Raw genomic sequence first — 16537 nt, 5'->3', positions numbered from 1 at the left:
ATTGTTTTTTGATTGATATATAAGTATGACGTATCAACAAATAATTTGTTACACATTTTTTAAAAAAAATATAAAATTACAATTTTTAAACCATTGAAAACTAACGGTTTCTCCAGAAGAATGGCGTCAAAAGAATTAAAACGGTAAATAATTCCAAACGTCCTAGAAGCATCAAAAATGCACACCACCATTTCCCAAATGGAGGAATTGAGTTGTAATTTTTAAGCGGATTCAAGTCGCCCAAAGCAGGTCCTACATTCCCTAAAGAAGAAGCAGCTCCACCGACAGCCGATTCAAAATTCAATCCTACAAAACCTAAGACCAATGCACCAATAATGAAGAGTAACATATATAGAATAAAGAATCCTAAGATGTTGTAAACAATATGTTCCGAAACAGATTTATTGTTATATCGCACCGGAATAATTGCTCTTGGATGCAATGTTCGTTTGAATTCTAACAAACCATTTTTAATCATTAATAAATGTCGTACCACTTTTACACCTCCAGATGTTGAACCTGCAGAACCTCCGAGAAACATTAAACCAAAAAAGAAAATCGTTAAAAATGTCGTCCACGAAGTAAAATCTGCCGTTACAAAACCAGTCGTGGTAATGACCGCAATGACTGAAAATAACGAATGTCGAAAGTCGCTTTCTAGCTCGCCCCAAACCATCGGATGATAGTCAGAAGGCTGTACATCTGTTTGTGTATAAATAATTGTTGTTGCAATAACCGTAAATATTAAGGTAAGAATTGCATATACTTTAAACTCTTCATCTTTTATAATTTTTTGAATTTTCCCCTTGAAGGCGAAATAACTCAAGATAAAGTTTGTTCCTGCTAAGAACATAAATAAAATGATGATGTATTGTATAATTGGCTGTCCGTTCCAATATGCTATGCTGGCATCTTTTGTAGAAAATCCTCCCGTAGACAAGGTACACAACGAGTGATTGATAGCATCAAAAAAGGACATTCCTGCTAAATTGAGTAAAATGGTTTCCGCAACTGTATATCCAACATAAATTAGCCATAAACGCTTTGCAGTATCCGTAATTCTTGGATGCAATTTGTCGGCGCTCGGACCTGGTGCTTCTGCTGCAAATAACTGCATGCCTCCTATGCCTAGCAATGGTAAAATAGCAATGGCTAAGACGATAATTCCCATTCCGCCGATCCAATGTGTTAAGCTTCGCCAGAATAATATACCTTCGGGCAATCCTTCAATTTTTTCTAAAATTGTGGCGCCAGTGGTTGTATAACCTGACATGGTTTCAAAAAATGCATTGGTAAAATTTGGAATTACATCTGTAAAGATATATGGAAATGTTCCTGATAGCGACATGAAAATCCAGCCGAAAGTTACCACAATATAACCTTCTCGCTTTTTAATTTCCTTCTTATGATCGCGTGTTGTTAACATAAAAAGTAACCCTGCAATAATAGTTACCAATCCTGCTAAAAACATTTCTAGCGTAACGCCGTCTTTATACAGAAAACTAACCAATGTTGCTAAAAACATAAAACCACCATTACAAAGTAATAGTAGTCCCATCAAATGAAAAATGATTTTATAATTAACTCTCATCAGTGCTCGTTATAGAAACATGCGTTCTACTTTATTTATAGATCTTGGAAGACTACATACGACAACTCTATCTTTTTCTTGAATCCTAAAATCGCCCAAAGCAATCAATCCTTCGCCTTCACGAATAACGCCGCCAATAATAGCCGATCGTGGAAAATCTAAGTCTTTTACTTTTTTTCCGCATACGCGAGATGTCGGCTTTACAATAAATTCGAGCAATTCTGCATTCATATTGTTCAGTCGCGTCATATCGACCACATCTCCTTTTCGGATGTGTCTAAATATATTGTTTGCCGCAAGTAGTTTTTTATTGATGAGTGTATCAATTCCGATAGATTGTGACAATTGGAAATAATCCATGTTTTCAACAAGCGCGATGGTTTTTCGAATATTTTTCGATTTCGCCACCAAGCAAGACATAATATTGGTTTCCGAATTTCCAGTCACAGCAATAAAAGCATCCATATCATAAATACTTTCTTCTTCAAGTAGTTCTACATTTCGTCCGTCACCATGAATAATTAATGCATTCGGAAGATCATCTGCCAGTTCAAATGCTTTGGTTTTATCTTTTTCAATCAACTTTACATTGAATCTATTATCGCACAAATCGTTAGACGTTTTGATTCCGATATTACTTCCACCAAGAATCATTACATTTTTGATTTCCTCTTTGATCTTTCCAATCAATTTATACAACTCTTCCACTCCACCTTTTGATGTAATAAAGTATACTTGATCGCCTTCTTTAAACAAAGTATCGCCACGTGGAATTAATGTATATTGTGTTCCAAATCGTTGAATAGCAATAGGAACAAAATGCAATTCTGGAAAAATATTTGCAGCTTCTTTCACACTTTTCCCAACAAACGGCGCGGTACGTTGTAGCGTAGTACCAACCATCGTTAAGGCGCCATCTTCAAACTCGTAACTATCATTAAATGCTGATTGATCTAATAATAATTTTATTTCGGCAGCAGCTAACTTTTCAGGAGAAATCAACTCATCGATTCCTAAATCTTTGAAACGCAATTCTTCCTGATTATCAATAAATTCAGTGTTTGATATACGTGCAATTGTTCGTTTGCAACCCAATTGTTTCGCCAATACGCAAATGGTAATATTTGTAGTTTCCGAAGAAGTTACGGTAATTACCAAATCGGCGGTAGCAACTCTAGCGTCTCGTAAAACGTTGATAGAAGTTGCATCACCTTTAATGATACGAATATCTAAATGTGTATCTGCGTACGTAAGATTGTCTTTGTCGCAGTCTATCAGGGTAATATCTTGAGATTCGTAAGAAAGGAGTTTTGCTAAATGATATCCAACCTCACCAGCTCCTGCAATTATAATTTTCATCGAGTTTTCTTATTGAAAAAGCGTACAAATATACGACAAAAAAGCCAGTATTGAGGTATAGTTTTTATATTGAAGATCAGATTTGTACAACTATTACAAAATATAGGACGAAGCTACCAACTATCATCCTAGGAATGTCTATATTTGCAAAAATTTTCTATATGTCGAAGAATGTAACACCATATAAAGAGTCAAATCTGGGTAAAAAAGAACAAGTTACTGAGATGTTTGATACGATTTCAAAGAACTATGATGGACTGAATCGTGTAATTTCTTTTGGTATTGATATTAAATGGCGAAAAAAAGTAGTGAAATTAGTTGGACAACAACAGCCAAAAACCATTTTGGACATTGCTACAGGAACAGCCGATTTGGCAATCAACTTAGCAGAAACAAATGCAGAACGCATTGTTGGATTGGATATTTCGCCAGGAATGTTAGAAGTTGGAAAAGAGAAAATTAAAAAGAAAGCACTGAATGATAAAATTGAAATGGTGTTGGGCGATGGCGAAAAACTTCCGTTTGAAGACAATTCATTTGATGCAATTACAGTTGCGTTTGGCGTTCGAAATTTTGAAAATTTAGAACAAGGTTTGACAGAAATTCTACGCGTATTAAAACCAACGGGGATTTTTGTCGTATTGGAAACTTCTGTTCCCACAAAAACGCCTTTCAAACAATTCTATAATTTTTACACAAGAAATATTTTACCCTTAATTGGAAAACTGTTTTCTAAAGACAATTCTGCATACGGATATTTGTCAGAATCAGCAGCTGCTTTTCCATATGGAGAGAACTTCAACAATATTTTACGAAAAATTGGGTTTATAGATGTGAAAGATAAACCACAAACGTTTGGTGTAGCGACTATTTACACCGCAACAAAATAGATTTTATGAAGAAAGTTTTAGTAATCATATGTTGTGTTTTTGCACTGCAATCTGTTTCTGCTCAATTATTTAGCAAGAAAAAAGTCCGTAATGACGCAAGTGGTGGAAAAGGACAAATTGACAATAATTTGCTGACTTGGGGTTATTTTTTAGGATTTAACAGTTACGACTTTAAATTTACCTACAATACAAACGCAGATGCGGTTGCACTAAAACCGTCAACAGGTTTTAATGTTGGTTTGGTTGGTGATGTAAAGTTGAATAACTACATGAATCTACGTCTGGAACCAGGAATTTTCTTTACCACACGTAACCTAGTGTACCCTGAAAGTTATGGATTAACGTCTATAAGTGATCGTGAACGGGAAGTAAAATCGAGTTACGTACACATTCCATTGTTGTTAAAAATTGGAACCAAACGTATCAACAATATCAAGCCATTTATTGTGGGAGGATTTTCGACTTCGTTGAATTTATCTAGCAATGAAAATAATCCTGATGACAATAGTAATAATCAGTTTCGAATGAAACGTACAACCTATTACTATGAATTAGGTTTTGGAGTTGATTTCTATTTGTATTACTTCAAATTTACACCTTCTATTCGTGGTGTTTTTGCATTGAATGACGAATTGGTACGTGATGATGACCCAAACAGTCCGTGGACAAGTAACATTCAGAAAATGCAATCGCGCGGAATATTTATCAACTTTACGTTTCAGTAGTAGTTGCACATAGATTCCGCAACACGTGCGGAATGACATTCCGAAAATTTTGCTTCTTAGACATTATCTAATGAACATATTTTCAAATTAAATAGATGTTCGCTTACACAAATCCCATGCAATACACTAATGAGAAAATAATAGCGCAATTAGCAACAGGTGAAAACTTAAAGTTTTTATTCTTTTGGGGACACAAAAAATCTAATATCATTACCAAATCGTGCTTTAGTCAATGGTATGAATCTTCATTTGAAGTAGATGGAATAACTTTCAAAACTACTGAACATTACATGATGGCTGAAAAGGCTTTATTATTTAATGATCAAGAAATCTATCAAAAAATAGTAATGTGTAATAAACCAGGAGAGGCAAAAGATCTTGGTAGAAAGGTTCGTAATTTCAATCAAGAGATCTGGGAAAAACACAGATTTGATATTGTAGTAAAAGGAAATCTAAATAAATTTAGTCAAAATCCTGCTTTATCTGAATTCTTAATAAATACAAACAATCGAATATTAGTTGAAGCCAGTCCCGTTGATCGTATTTGGGGAATCGGATTGGATCAGCATGATGAAAATGCTAAAAATCCACAGCATTGGAATGGTCTTAATTTACTTGGCTATGCACTTATGGAAGTTAGAGATTTACTAACAAAACATAATTAACGTAAGTTCAATATAAAAAGTCATGAATATAACACATAAAATTCTGAATACTTAAATCTTACCAGTTCGATCGCAATCGAGAACACTTGAAAACTATTTGTATCATAGGAATCTCGATGACTCCATAAGGTATTTTCTATCAAAATATATTTTAATTACAAGGAAATTTTATGTGCTATATTTTGAAGAATCTCAAAAGTATCTGAATTTTCAAATTAATTTGAACGCTTAAACTCATTCAACAAAATTCCCGTTGCCATCGCGACATTTAAACTTTCCGTTTGTTGCATGTCTCCAAAACGTGGAATGGCAATTTTTTCTGTAATCAAGTTTGAAATTTCTTCGGAAACACCATTGGCTTCATTTCCCATAACCAAAATTCCATCTTTAGGTAAGTTTGCTTTATAGACATTATTTCCGTCCATAAACGCTCCAAAAATTGGCAAATTGGTTTCAGCTAGATAATTTTTCAAATCTGTGTACACAATATTCACACGTGTCAATGAACCCATTGTTGCTTGAATTACTTTCGGATTGTAACAATCAACCGTTTCAAGCGAGCAGATAAGTTGTTGTACACCAAACCAATCACACAAACGAATAATAGTGCCTAAATTTCCTGGATCGCGTACATCATCAAGTGCTAAAATTAACCCTTTTGGATCAACTTTTGCAGCATCAGAAATCTTAAAAAGTGCCAGCGCTTTATTCGGTGTTTTTAAGAAACTTATTTTTTTAAGTTCAACTTCAGAAATAACAGTTACTTTTGAGTCTAGAGCAAACAAATGTTCGTCGGTTGTAAATAGCGAATCCAGTTCAAAATTGGAATTTAAAAACTCTTGAATGACCTTTTTACCTTCCGCAACAAACAGTCCTGTAGATTTTCGGTACTTTTTTTGCTGTAAGCTGTTTATTATTTTTATTTGTCTTTTGCTAATCATGCAAATAGTTTAATTTTGAATTCGAAAAACACCTCTTATTGAAATCCTTTTTTGCAAAAATATCATTATTTATTATAATTGCCACCTTGATGAGCGCTTGTAATTCTATCAAGCGTGTAAAAGATGACGAATTATTGCTTGTAAAAAATACATTATTGGTAAATGGCGAAAAATCAAATGATGTCAATGCGCTGAGTCAAATGTATCAAAAACCAAACAGCCGTTTCTTAAATTATCCATTGCGACTCAACATTTACAATTTAGCAGGACAAAATCCAGATTCCGTTTTCAATGCTTGGCTCACCGAAAACCCAAAACGCTACGAACGCCTGCAACGACGTTACTCTAAAAAACAAGTTAGAGAAATGGCAAACTACAAAAGAGGTTTTAACAATTGGTTGAAAAAAACAGGAGAAGCTCCCGTAATTATAGATTCTGTAAAAACAAGAAAAACAACCAAACGCTTAAAAGTATACTATCAAAACAAAGGCTACTTTAACGCTACCGCGAAATACGATATTATTCCTTCGGAAGAAGAAAAAAGAGCAAGTATTGATTATACTATAGACACTGGAAAACCATACATGATTGATAGTTTGCAGGTTACTATTACATCGCGCGACTTAGACTCTATTTACAACCTCAGCAAAGACAAATCGTTTCTTAAAGTTGGAAATCAATTTAACACAAGTGACTTTTACAATGAACGCGAACGCTTGACGGTTTTATTTCGAAATTCTGGAATTTATAATTTTCAGTTAAACTCTATCAAACCTACTGTCGGACTCGATACGCTTAACAGAGATTACGACTTGGCAGTTGCGCTAAAAGTGAACAATTTGCAAGTACGTGAACATGATACTATCATTGAAAAAGAATACAAAGTTCACAAGGTTAAAAAAGTAAATATTTACACGGATTACACCTATGAAAATTCTCAAAAAACCTATGTAGATTCAGTAACGTATAAAAACTTTACCATTTATTCAAATGATAAACTTCGTATTCGCCCAAAGGCAATTACAGATGCAATTTTTATCAATCCAGGAGAAATTTATAGAGATAACGACAGAACATTAACGTACAAACACATTAGCAATTTACGAACGTTTAAGTATCCCAATATTCAATACAAATATGATAATGATAGCTTAACCGATTTGGTTACGGATATATATTTGACGCCAAGAAAAAAGTTTTCACTAGGTTTTGATATTGACATTACACACTCTAACATTCAAGATTACGGTTTTTCGTTTAGTACGTCGTTAATTAGCCGAAACGTATTTCGTGGCGCGGAAACGCTTGAAATTTCTGCGCGTGGAACTTTAGGAGCTTCTAAAGATGTTGCCGATTCGGAAGATCAATTCTTTAATATTTCTGAAATTGGAGCAGATATTAAGTTGAACTTTCCTCGTTTTTTCTTTCCGTTTAATACGGAGAAAATTATTCCAAAATACATGTTGCCAACCACCGTTGTTTCTTTAGGAACGAGTGTGCAACAAAATATTGGTTTGGATCGACAAAATTTCACAGGATTAATTCGTTACAATTGGACACCAAACAAAAAGAATTCGTTTAGTTTAGAATTGTTCAACCTTCAATTCATCCGAAACTTGAATTCGAGTAACTATTTTAACGTATATCAAAGTTCCTATGATCGTTTAAATTCGGTTGCAGTAAGTTCTAACTATATCGATCAAGATGCTTCTCTAAATATCGCTTCAGGAGAAGCAGATGCCTTTATTGAAGATGTTGTGTCTAATACGTTTCCTGTAACTCCAAGCGAACTCTCTACGGTATTAAGTGTGGAACAACGACAATTTCGCTTAACGCAAGACAACCTCATTGCGGCTTCAAACATCAACTTTACACACAATACCAAAGAAAGTATTACAGATAATACGTTTTATCAATTTAGAACAAAAGTAGAACTCGCAGGAAACCTTTTATCTACAATTGCCAACGTAGCAAATCTTGAAAAAAATGATCGTGGAAAATACAAACTCTTTGGTGTTCCGTATTCGCAATATGTAAAAACAGAATTTGATTTCATCAAGCATTGGGAAATTTCGGAAAAGCGTGATGTATTGGCATTTCGTACATTTTTCGGATTTGCCATTCCGTACGGAAACTCTGAAAACATTCCGTTCGTACGAAGTTATTTTGGTGGCGGATCCAATGACAACAGAGCTTGGGCAGCGTATCAATTGGGACCGGGACGTTCGGCAAGCATCTTAGATTTCAACGAAGCCAATTTAAAACTCACCTCAAACATAGAATATCGTTTTGACTTGTTCGGAAGTTTCAAAGGCGCATTATTTGCCGATGCTGGAAACATTTGGAATGCGTTAGACGATATTGAAGACGAAGATCGAAAATTTAATGGTTTCGAATCGTTGCAAGACATTGCACTGGGAACTGGTTTCGGTTTGCGTTACGATTTCAGTTTCTTCGTATTGCGTTTTGATGTAGGTTTCAAAACCTATGATCCCGCATATGAACTCGGCAATCGTTGGTTCAAAGATTACAACTTTGGAAACGCGGTATACAATATAGGAATTAACTATCCTTTCTAACGAACTCGTTTAAACTTTTCGGATTCAGACGAAAATTAGCAGTTTTAAGTGCTGTTGACAGCTTTTTTGAGTTTCATAGCAGCGCTACGGAACGAAAAAAAGGTAAAAATAGGTCTGAAAAGAGCAATTTTTTAGCGAATTAAAAAAGTTTAAACGAGTTCAATAAGTAGTTCGGTTTTTTCATCTAAAAACAGTATCTTTTTCACAATCAATTCAAGTAAAACACATATGAGTTTCTTCAAATCATTATTTAGTAAAAAAGAACAACCAATTCATTCCTATGCAGATTTCTGGAATTGGTTTCAACAACACGAAAAGAAATTCTTTAAAGTATTAAAAAATCAAGATGATATTCATACACAATTTTTTGAGAAACTATCGCCAAAACTCAATGAACTAAGAGAAGGATTTTGGTTTTTAGCAGGAATGTACACAGATACAACTGCCGAATTAATTCTTACCGCAGATGGCATCACTAAAAATATTGTTTTTGTAGAAGAATTAGTGGCTGCCGCGCCAAAAATGAACAATTGGAAAATTACGGCACTCAAACAACCTTCTGACGTTAGTAAATTAGGTGTAAATATTGACGGATACAAATTTGATGAGACGAGCTTACAATTTTATGCAATAAATCATCCAGAAATGCCCGACGAAATTGACATCATCATTACGCACGATGCGTACAATGAAGAAAACAGAACTTCCATGCTTAACGGAATGTACATTGCCTTAGATATATTTTTGGGAGAATTAAAAACAGTGACCACTATTGACAACCTTGATATTATAAACACCAAAGATGCCACAGAAGAACTAATTCCGTTTGAAAAACTCAAAGACTTTCTCATTTGGCGCGAAAAAGAATTCATTGAAAAATATCAGGGAACACGTCACAATACGGAAAACGACAACTACGCTGCAATGGAAGGAACGCTGCAAAATGGACTGCCATTACTTGCCATCATCAACGCCGAATTACTCAATTGGGACAGCAAAGCTTCACATCCTTGGATTGTGCATGTAGAACTCAACTATGATGGAGCAAACAACAATGGACTGCCAACTGATGACGATTACGAATTGCTAAGCGAAATAGAAGACAACATTGTGGCACAACTAAAAGATGCTGATGGATATCTAAATATCGGAAGACAAACGGCAGAATCTGTACGTGAAATTTACTTTGCGTGTATTGACTTTAGGAAACCTTCAAAAGTTTTAGATAAGATCAAGAAAACGTATCAGGATAAAATTAAAATCGATTTTGAAATCTACAAAGACAAATACTGGCAATCGTTTCGTCGATTTATGCAAGAGTAATCAATTTCTACGGTATTTCTAAATAGAACATTTAGCATAAAAATTCAAAATCTAGCATTCAATTTATAAAATACTGAAACACTAAAACGTTTGCGCTTTCAAACCATTCGAAAACAAGCATTTATTTCTTCAAAAAATCATCAAAAACAAATCAGTAATTCTACAAAAACACAAACATTTTAACAGGAATGTAAGTTAAAAAACGACGAAAATTATCAAATTCGTAAAAGTCGCTTTGCTATAACTTCTAAAATTGCCAACTACGTAAAAACTCTTCACATTTTTATTACTTTTGTAATCCAAACAAAAAAACTAAGACGATGAGTCACAATATCAAAGCAGGAGTTGCTACTGGAGACGAAGTACAAGAAATATTTAAACTAGCCAAAGAAAAAGGCTTTGCACTACCAGCAGTAAATGTTGTTGGTTCTAACTCAATTAACGGAGTTTTAGAAACTGCAGCTGAGCTCAATGCTCCTGTCATCATACAATTTTCAAATGGAGGCGCACAATTCAACGCAGGAAAAGGATTGAGCAATGAAAACCAAAAAGCTGCCATTGCAGGTTCTATTGCCGGTGCAAGACACGTACACGAAATGGCAGAAGCCTATGGAGTTCCTGTAATTTTACATACAGATCACTGTGCTAAAAAATTATTGCCTTGGATTGACGGTTTATTAGACGCAAGCGAAAAGCACTTTGCCGAAACTGGAAAACCATTATACAGTTCACACATGATCGATCTTTCGGAAGAACCACTAGAAGAAAACATCGAAATCTGTAAAGAATACTTAGCGCGCATGAGCAAAATGGGAATGACGCTAGAAATTGAATTAGGAATTACTGGTGGTGAAGAAGATGGAGTTGACAACAGTGATGTAGACGATTCAAAACTATACACACAACCTGCGGAAGTTGCTTATGCATACGAAGAGTTGATGAAAGTAAGTCCACGCTTTACCATTGCTGCTGCTTTTGGAAACGTGCACGGTGTATACAAACCTGGAAACGTAAAACTAACGCCAAAAATCTTAAAAAATTCGCAAGAACACATTTCTGAAAAATTCAATGTAGGTCACAATCATATTGACTTTGTATTTCACGGAGGTTCAGGTTCTACATTAGAAGAAATCAGAGAAGCTATCGGGTACGGAGTCATCAAAATGAACATTGATACTGACTTACAATTTGCGTTCATGTCTGGGATTCGCGATTACATGCTTACGAAAAAAGACTACTTGGCACAACAAATTGGAAATCCTGATGGAGACGACATTCCAAACAAAAAAACATACGATCCAAGAAAATGGTTGCGTGAAGGCGAATTGACATTCAAAACGCGTTTAAAACAAGCTTTTGAGGACTTAAACAACGTAAATACGTTATAATAACATAATTTGGGCGTTACCCTTTGGGGTCGGGCTTTTGCAACTCGCTTTTTACAAACTGTTTCCTGCGCAGGCAGGAATCCATTTTACAAAAGAGCTCAGACAAATTGCGCAATCCCTAACGCCAAGAAAAAACAAACCTCGTTTACACTAAACATAGTATATAAACGAGGTTTTTTTACGACTAAAACTGGCTGTTTTACAGATAGCAAAAGCAAATATTCTATTTATTGAAAAAAAACAGTAATTTTGTTGGCTAGTGAAACAATAAAACTAACTAATCGATGGCAGCGTTTTTGAGATCAACACACAATCAAAAACAGCAAACATCGTAACTCCTAGATCATTATGGCTTGGTTTAAAAGAAAAGAAAAAGGAATTCAAACCTCAACGGAGGAAAAAAGAGATACACCTAAAGGACTTTGGTACAAATCGCCAACAGGAAAAATTGTAGATTCGGAAGAATTAGCAATAAACTATTACGTTAGTCCTGAAGATGGATACCATGTTCGTATAGGAAGTACAGAATATTTTGAAATACTCTTCGACGAAGGAAAATTTAAAGAATTAGACAAAAACTTAACTTCAAAAGATCCTTTAAAATTTGAAGACAGCAAAAAATATACAGACCGATTAAAAGCTGCCAAAGAAAAAACAGGTTTAAAAGACGCTGTTCGTACAGCCGTTGGAAAATCGAAAGGAAAAGATTTGGTTATTGCTGCTATGGACTTTTCATTTATTGGAGGTTCTATGGGAAGTGTTGTCGGAGAAAAAATTGCACGTGCTGCAGATTACTCCTTAAAAAATAACGTTCCATTTATGATTATTTCAAAATCAGGTGGCGCACGTATGATGGAAGCCGCATTATCCTTAATGCAATTGGCAAAAACATCCGCAAAATTAGCACAATTAGCAGATGCAGGAATTCCGTATATCTCATTATGTACAGATCCTACAACTGGTGGAACAACAGCTTCATTTGCCATGTTAGGAGATATTAATATTGCAGAACCTGGTGCTTTAATCGGATTCGCAGGACCAAGAGTTGTTCGCGATACTACAGGAAAAGATTTACCAGAAGGTTTCCAAACATCAGAATTCTTATTAGAACACGGATTCTTAGATTTTATCTCACACAGAAAAGAACTCAAAAACAAAATTAACTTATACATCGACTTGATTCAAAATGAGCCAATTCGTGCGTAATTTTTGTTTGAATAACAAATACAAAAAAAGGCATTCCCAACAGAATGCCTTTTTTATTGATTAAAACTAAACTAATAAAGATTGCTAATCTAAAAAAATCGTTTGCACAGTTCCACTCGGATTGGTCCAAGTTGCTTCGTTATCGCAACTTCCATTTCCAAAATCTAAAGTTCCTGTGTCATTATTTCTGCTTAATGAAATAGTTCCGCTTACAATAAATGCGCACACCAATTCTCTACGCAATGCCGTTGTAATGGTGGCTGCATAGGTATTTCCTAAAATATTTGTAGTTGTTACGTTTCCTGTAATCGAAAATACATTGTCGCTCCAAGTTCCTGATCCAAAACCTTCAATCCACTCGCGAACTCTTGTTCCTTGACGTGTATACGTTGCCCCGTTTGGCCAAGTTACCTGCATATCAACACTTGCTGTCGCTTGCGGATTTCCAGCAGTATTTGCTAACACACGTTCAATACTTCGCGTTCCTTCAACCGAAACACCATTACGTTCAAAATTGGTAAATGTTACGGATACGGTTCTTCGTGCAGGATCTGAATCTACTTCATGACTCATGGTAATCATTCCGCTTAAAAGATTTCCGTTTGGCAATTCGCATCCAGTACCAAAATCTACCGTACGTTCTCTAAAACCTGAACTAATTTGTGTTGTAATCGTAACACAATCTGGTAAAAAATAAATATAGGTTTCATCTTCTATAAAACCTTCTTCTACAATAAAATCGATATCATCTGCAATTAAATCTATTTCTGCGCTTCGTTGTGCCAATTGATCATCGATAGCAACTTCTTCTACGGCGTCTGAAGTTGTATCTTCATTTTGACAAGCAGTAAACATAAAGAGACTCGCTACTAAAACTAAAATTATACATTGTTGTTTGCATGTGGTTTTCATCTGTTTTCGTTTTTAAAGTTTTTAATTCTGTTACATAAAGTGTATTAAAAAGCACTAGTTTGGCGCCAACTAATAATTTTTAATCATTTCTTATTAACATCTTTTAACATTTATAATCTTAAGACTTTACAGAATCAAAAAGGTTTAATATTAATTTGGAATCTAAAAAATAGTAGTATATTTGCGACTTGATACGAGAAACGTATTAATACATAAAAATTATTAAAACAATATTGGCATGTACTTAACTAAAGAAGTTAAAGCTGAAATCTTCGCAAAGCACGGAAAATCTGCTACAGATACAGGTTCGTCAGAAGGTCAGATCGCGTTATTTACGCACAGAATTAATCACTTAACGGAGCATTTAAAGAGAAATCGTAAAGATTACAACACAGAACGCTCTCTAGTAATGTTAGTAGGTAAAAGAAGAAGCTTACTAGATTATCTAAAGAAAACGGATATCACAAGATATCGTGCAATCGTAAAAGAATTAGGACTAAGAAAATAAAAAGAAAGAGGCTTCGTGCCTCTTTTTTTAATATACATAAGTACACTTTTACACGTATTGTAAAAGTAATAAAAAGCTATAATTACTGGTTTTTCATTGGGTCAAAACAACAACTACACACAACAACACAACGACCTTTGTTTAATTAGAATTAAAAAAAATTTATGATTCCAAAAGTTTTTAGAGAGGTCATTGACCTTGGTGACGGAAGAGAAATTTCTATCGAAACCGGAAAGTTAGCAAAGCAGGCGCATGGCTCTGTAGTTGTACAATCAGGAAAATGTATGTTATTATGTACAGTGGTTTCTAACTACAAGCAAAGCGATGTTGACTTTTTACCTTTAACAGTTGATTACCGCGAAAAATTTGCAGCAGCTGGTCGTTATCCTGGTGGTTTCTTCAAAAGAGAAGCAAGACCAAGTGACGGTGAGGTACTGACAATGCGTTTAGTAGACCGTGTATTACGTCCTTTATTTCCAAAAGATTATCACGCAGAAACACAAGTGATGATTCAGTTAATGTCTCATGACGATGATGTAATGCCAGACGCAATGGCTGGTTTAGCAGCTTCTGCAGCTATTCAATTATCCGATTTTCCATTTGAATGTGCAATTTCTGAAGCTAGAGTTGGACGTGTTAATGGAGAATTTATCATCAACCCAACAAGAGCACAATTAGAAGAATCTGACATCGATATGATGATTGGTGCTTCTGCTGATTCTGTAATGATGGTAGAAGGAGAAATGGATGAGATTTCTGAAGAAGAAATGACAGAAGCTATCAAGTTTGCACACGAAGCTATTAAAGTTCAATGTGCGGCACAACTTCGTTTAGCGGAAGCGTTCGGTAAGAAAGAAACTCGTGAGTACGATCCTGAAAGAGAAGATGCTGATTTAGAGAAAAAAGTATACGACATGGCATATGATAAAGTATATGCTGTAGCAAAAGCTGGTTCTGCTAAACATGAAAGAAGTACTGCTTTTGGAGAAATTAAAGAAGAAATCACAGCTACATTCTCAGAAGAAGAATTAGAAGATTTTGGCGATTTAGTTTCTAAATATTACCGTAAAGCGGAAAAAGCAGCGGTTCGTGACTTGACGCTTAATGAAGGTTTGCGTTTAGACGGTCGTAAAACTGACGAAATTAGACCAATTTGGTGTGAAGTAGATTACTTACCATCAACTCACGGTTCGTCAATTTTTACACGTGGAGAAACGCAAGCATTAGCAACAGTTACGTTAGGAACATCTAGAGAAGCAAACCAAATAGACATGCCATCTTTTGAAGGTGAAGAGCGTTTCTATTTACACTATAACTTCCCTCCTTTTTCTACGGGTGAAGCACGACCAATTCGTGGAACATCACGTCGTGAAGTAGGACACGGAAATCTTGCGCAACGTGCCTTAAAAGGTATGGTTCCTGACGATTGTCCTTACACAGTACGTGTTGTATCTGAAGTATTAGAATCGAACGGTTCTTCTTCTATGGCAACTGTTTGTGCTGGTACTATGGCAATTATGGACGCTGGTGTTCAATTAGAGAAACCTGTTTCTGGAATTGCAATGGGATTAATTTCTGATGCTGATTCTGGAAAGTATGCGGTACTTTCAGATATTTTAGGTGATGAAGATCATTTAGGAGATATGGACTTTAAAGTTACAGGAACTGCTGACGGAATTACTGCGTGTCAAATGGATATCAAAGTAAAAGGATTGTCATACGAAATTCTTGTAAATGCTTTACAGCAAGCACGTGACGGACGTTTACACATCTTAGAGAAATTAACGGATACAATTGCGACACCAAACAGCGACGTAAAAGCACATGCACCAAAAATGATCACAAGAACAATTCCTGGAGATTATATTGGCGCATTAATTGGTCCTGGTGGAAAAGTAATTCAGGAATTACAAAAAGAAACGAATACGACAATTGTAATTAATGAAGATCCAGTTACAGAAGAAGGAATTGTTGAAATTTTAGGAACTGATCAAGAAGGAATTGATGCCGTATTAGCGAAGATTGATTCTATTACATTCAAACCAGAAAAAGGAAGCATTTACGAAGTAAAAGTTGTAAAAATGTTAGATTTCGGAGCTGTTGTAGAATATACAGAAGCACCAGGAAACGAAGTATTGTTACATATTTCTGAATTGGCTTGGGAACGTACCGATAACGTAAGTGATGTAGTTAAAATGGGAGAAATCTTAGACGTGAAATATTTTGGTATTGATCCAAAAACACGAAAAGATAAAGTTTCTCGTAAAGCTATTTTACCGAAACCAGAAGGATATGTTGCTAGACCACCAAGAGACGACAAACGCTCTGGCGGACGTGACAACAGAGGAAGAGATAATCGCAAACCTCGTGAAGACAGAAAACCAAGAGAAGATAAATAATTCAATTTATCATATATATTAAAAAAACGCCTCGAAATTTCGGGGCGTTTT

13 protein-coding genes are annotated in these 16537 nt (G+C 35.1%); 9 read left to right on the top strand and 4 right to left on the bottom strand.

The window, feature by feature from the left end; genetic code table 11:
* Nucleotides 1–100: 100 nt before the first annotated feature.
* Both AA089_RS11705 and trkA read right to left on the bottom strand, forming a co-directional pair.
* A complete protein-coding gene (locus AA089_RS11705; RefSeq protein WP_046757130.1) occupies nt 101–1591 on the bottom strand; it encodes a TrkH family potassium uptake protein in 1491 nt (496 codons plus the stop codon).
* Between the two features lie 9 nt (nt 1592–1600).
* On the bottom strand, nt 1601–2950 hold the full coding sequence (trkA, locus tag AA089_RS11700) for a Trk system potassium transporter TrkA (protein ID WP_046757129.1): 1350 nt from the start codon (nt 2948–2950) through the stop codon (nt 1601–1603).
* 161 nt (nt 2951–3111) lie between these two features.
* On the opposite strand from trkA, the gene ubiE reads away from it, so the two are divergent.
* The 3 genes from ubiE to AA089_RS11685 all read left to right on the top strand — a co-directional run bounded on the left by ubiE (nt 3112) and on the right by AA089_RS11685 (nt 5230).
* Nucleotides 3112–3840: a bifunctional demethylmenaquinone methyltransferase/2-methoxy-6-polyprenyl-1,4-benzoquinol methylase UbiE gene (gene ubiE / locus AA089_RS11695; protein WP_046757128.1), complete on the top strand. Its 729-nt coding sequence runs from the start codon at nt 3112–3114 to the stop codon at nt 3838–3840.
* A 5-nt stretch (nt 3841–3845) separates the two neighbouring features.
* Nucleotides 3846–4565 (top strand): type IX secretion/gliding motility protein PorT/SprT, encoded by a 720-nt coding sequence (gene porT / locus AA089_RS11690; RefSeq protein WP_046757127.1) that lies wholly within the window; start codon nt 3846–3848, stop codon nt 4563–4565.
* A 116-nt stretch (nt 4566–4681) separates the two neighbouring features.
* The gene (locus tag AA089_RS11685) at nt 4682–5230 is read left to right on the top strand and encodes an NADAR family protein (protein WP_046757156.1); all 549 of its coding nucleotides are present in this window, start codon (nt 4682–4684) and stop codon (nt 5228–5230) included.
* Between the two features lie 215 nt (nt 5231–5445).
* On the opposite strand, the gene AA089_RS11680 is transcribed toward AA089_RS11685, so the two are convergent.
* The gene (locus tag AA089_RS11680) at nt 5446–6171 is read right to left on the bottom strand and encodes a TrmH family RNA methyltransferase (protein WP_046757126.1); all 726 of its coding nucleotides are present in this window, start codon (nt 6169–6171) and stop codon (nt 5446–5448) included.
* Between the two features lie 38 nt (nt 6172–6209).
* On the opposite strand from AA089_RS11680, the gene tamL reads away from it, so the two are divergent.
* The 4 genes from tamL (at nt 6210) to accD (ending at nt 12667) form a co-directional block, all read left to right on the top strand.
* Entirely contained in the window at nt 6210–8750 is a 2541-nt protein-coding gene (gene tamL, locus AA089_RS11675) for a translocation and assembly module lipoprotein TamL (RefSeq protein ID WP_046757125.1), read from the top strand.
* A 228-nt stretch (nt 8751–8978) separates the two neighbouring features.
* Nucleotides 8979–10073 (top strand): DUF695 domain-containing protein, encoded by a 1095-nt coding sequence (locus AA089_RS11670; RefSeq protein ID WP_046757124.1) that lies wholly within the window; start codon nt 8979–8981, stop codon nt 10071–10073.
* A 320-nt stretch (nt 10074–10393) separates the two neighbouring features.
* Nucleotides 10394–11461 carry a class II fructose-bisphosphate aldolase gene (fbaA, locus tag AA089_RS11665; protein WP_046757123.1) on the top strand — a complete coding sequence of 356 codons (1068 nt, stop codon included), beginning with the start codon at nt 10394–10396 and terminating at the stop codon, nt 11459–11461.
* A 348-nt stretch (nt 11462–11809) separates the two neighbouring features.
* Nucleotides 11810–12667, top strand: coding sequence for an acetyl-CoA carboxylase, carboxyltransferase subunit beta (gene accD / locus AA089_RS11660; protein ID WP_046757122.1), 858 nt, complete (start codon nt 11810–11812; stop codon nt 12665–12667).
* An 84-nt stretch (nt 12668–12751) separates the two neighbouring features.
* On the opposite strand, the gene AA089_RS11655 is transcribed toward accD, so the two are convergent.
* On the bottom strand, nt 12752–13579 hold the full coding sequence (locus AA089_RS11655) for a hypothetical protein (protein ID WP_046757121.1): 828 nt from the start codon (nt 13577–13579) through the stop codon (nt 12752–12754).
* Nucleotides 13580–13817: 238 nt separating this feature from the next.
* Between AA089_RS11655 and rpsO the strand changes: the two genes are divergently transcribed.
* A complete protein-coding gene (gene rpsO, locus AA089_RS11650) occupies nt 13818–14087 on the top strand; it encodes a 30S ribosomal protein S15 (RefSeq protein WP_046757120.1) in 270 nt (89 codons plus the stop codon).
* A 164-nt stretch (nt 14088–14251) separates the two neighbouring features.
* A complete protein-coding gene (locus AA089_RS11645) occupies nt 14252–16486 on the top strand; it encodes a polyribonucleotide nucleotidyltransferase (RefSeq protein ID WP_046757119.1) in 2235 nt (744 codons plus the stop codon).
* Nucleotides 16487–16537 lie beyond the last annotated feature (51 nt).

Origin of the sequence: Kordia jejudonensis (genome assembly GCF_001005315.1) — a bacterium.
In the GTDB taxonomy this organism is placed as follows: domain Bacteria; phylum Bacteroidota; class Bacteroidia; order Flavobacteriales; family Flavobacteriaceae; genus Kordia; species Kordia jejudonensis.
The sequence above is the reverse complement of the archived record's forward strand: the minus strand, read 5'-3'. Positions and strand labels throughout refer to the sequence as shown.

Bases quoted from the DNA above. Each gene is read 5' to 3' on its own strand.
- ubiE (WP_046757128.1), top strand. From the start codon at position 3,112: ATGTCGAAGAATGTAACACCATATAAAGAGTCAAATCTGGGTAAAAAA.
- porT (WP_046757127.1), top strand. From the start codon at position 3,846: ATGAAGAAAGTTTTAGTAATCATATGTTGTGTTTTTGCACTGCAATCT.
- AA089_RS11645 (WP_046757119.1), top strand. From the start codon at position 14,252: ATGATTCCAAAAGTTTTTAGAGAGGTCATTGACCTTGGTGACGGAAGA.
- trkA (WP_046757129.1), bottom strand. From the start codon at position 2,950: ATGAAAATTATAATTGCAGGAGCTGGTGAGGTTGGATATCATTTAGCA.
- AA089_RS11680 (WP_046757126.1), bottom strand. From the start codon at position 6,171: ATGATTAGCAAAAGACAAATAAAAATAATAAACAGCTTACAGCAAAAA.
- AA089_RS11655 (WP_046757121.1), bottom strand. From the start codon at position 13,579: ATGAAAACCACATGCAAACAACAATGTATAATTTTAGTTTTAGTAGCG.
- rpsO (WP_046757120.1), top strand. From the start codon at position 13,818: ATGTACTTAACTAAAGAAGTTAAAGCTGAAATCTTCGCAAAGCACGGA.
- AA089_RS11670 (WP_046757124.1), top strand. From the start codon at position 8,979: ATGAGTTTCTTCAAATCATTATTTAGTAAAAAAGAACAACCAATTCAT.
- accD (WP_046757122.1), top strand. From the start codon at position 11,810: ATGGCTTGGTTTAAAAGAAAAGAAAAAGGAATTCAAACCTCAACGGAG.
- AA089_RS11685 (WP_046757156.1), top strand. From the start codon at position 4,682: ATGCAATACACTAATGAGAAAATAATAGCGCAATTAGCAACAGGTGAA.
- AA089_RS11705 (WP_046757130.1), bottom strand. From the start codon at position 1,591: ATGAGAGTTAATTATAAAATCATTTTTCATTTGATGGGACTACTATTA.
- fbaA (WP_046757123.1), top strand. From the start codon at position 10,394: ATGAGTCACAATATCAAAGCAGGAGTTGCTACTGGAGACGAAGTACAA.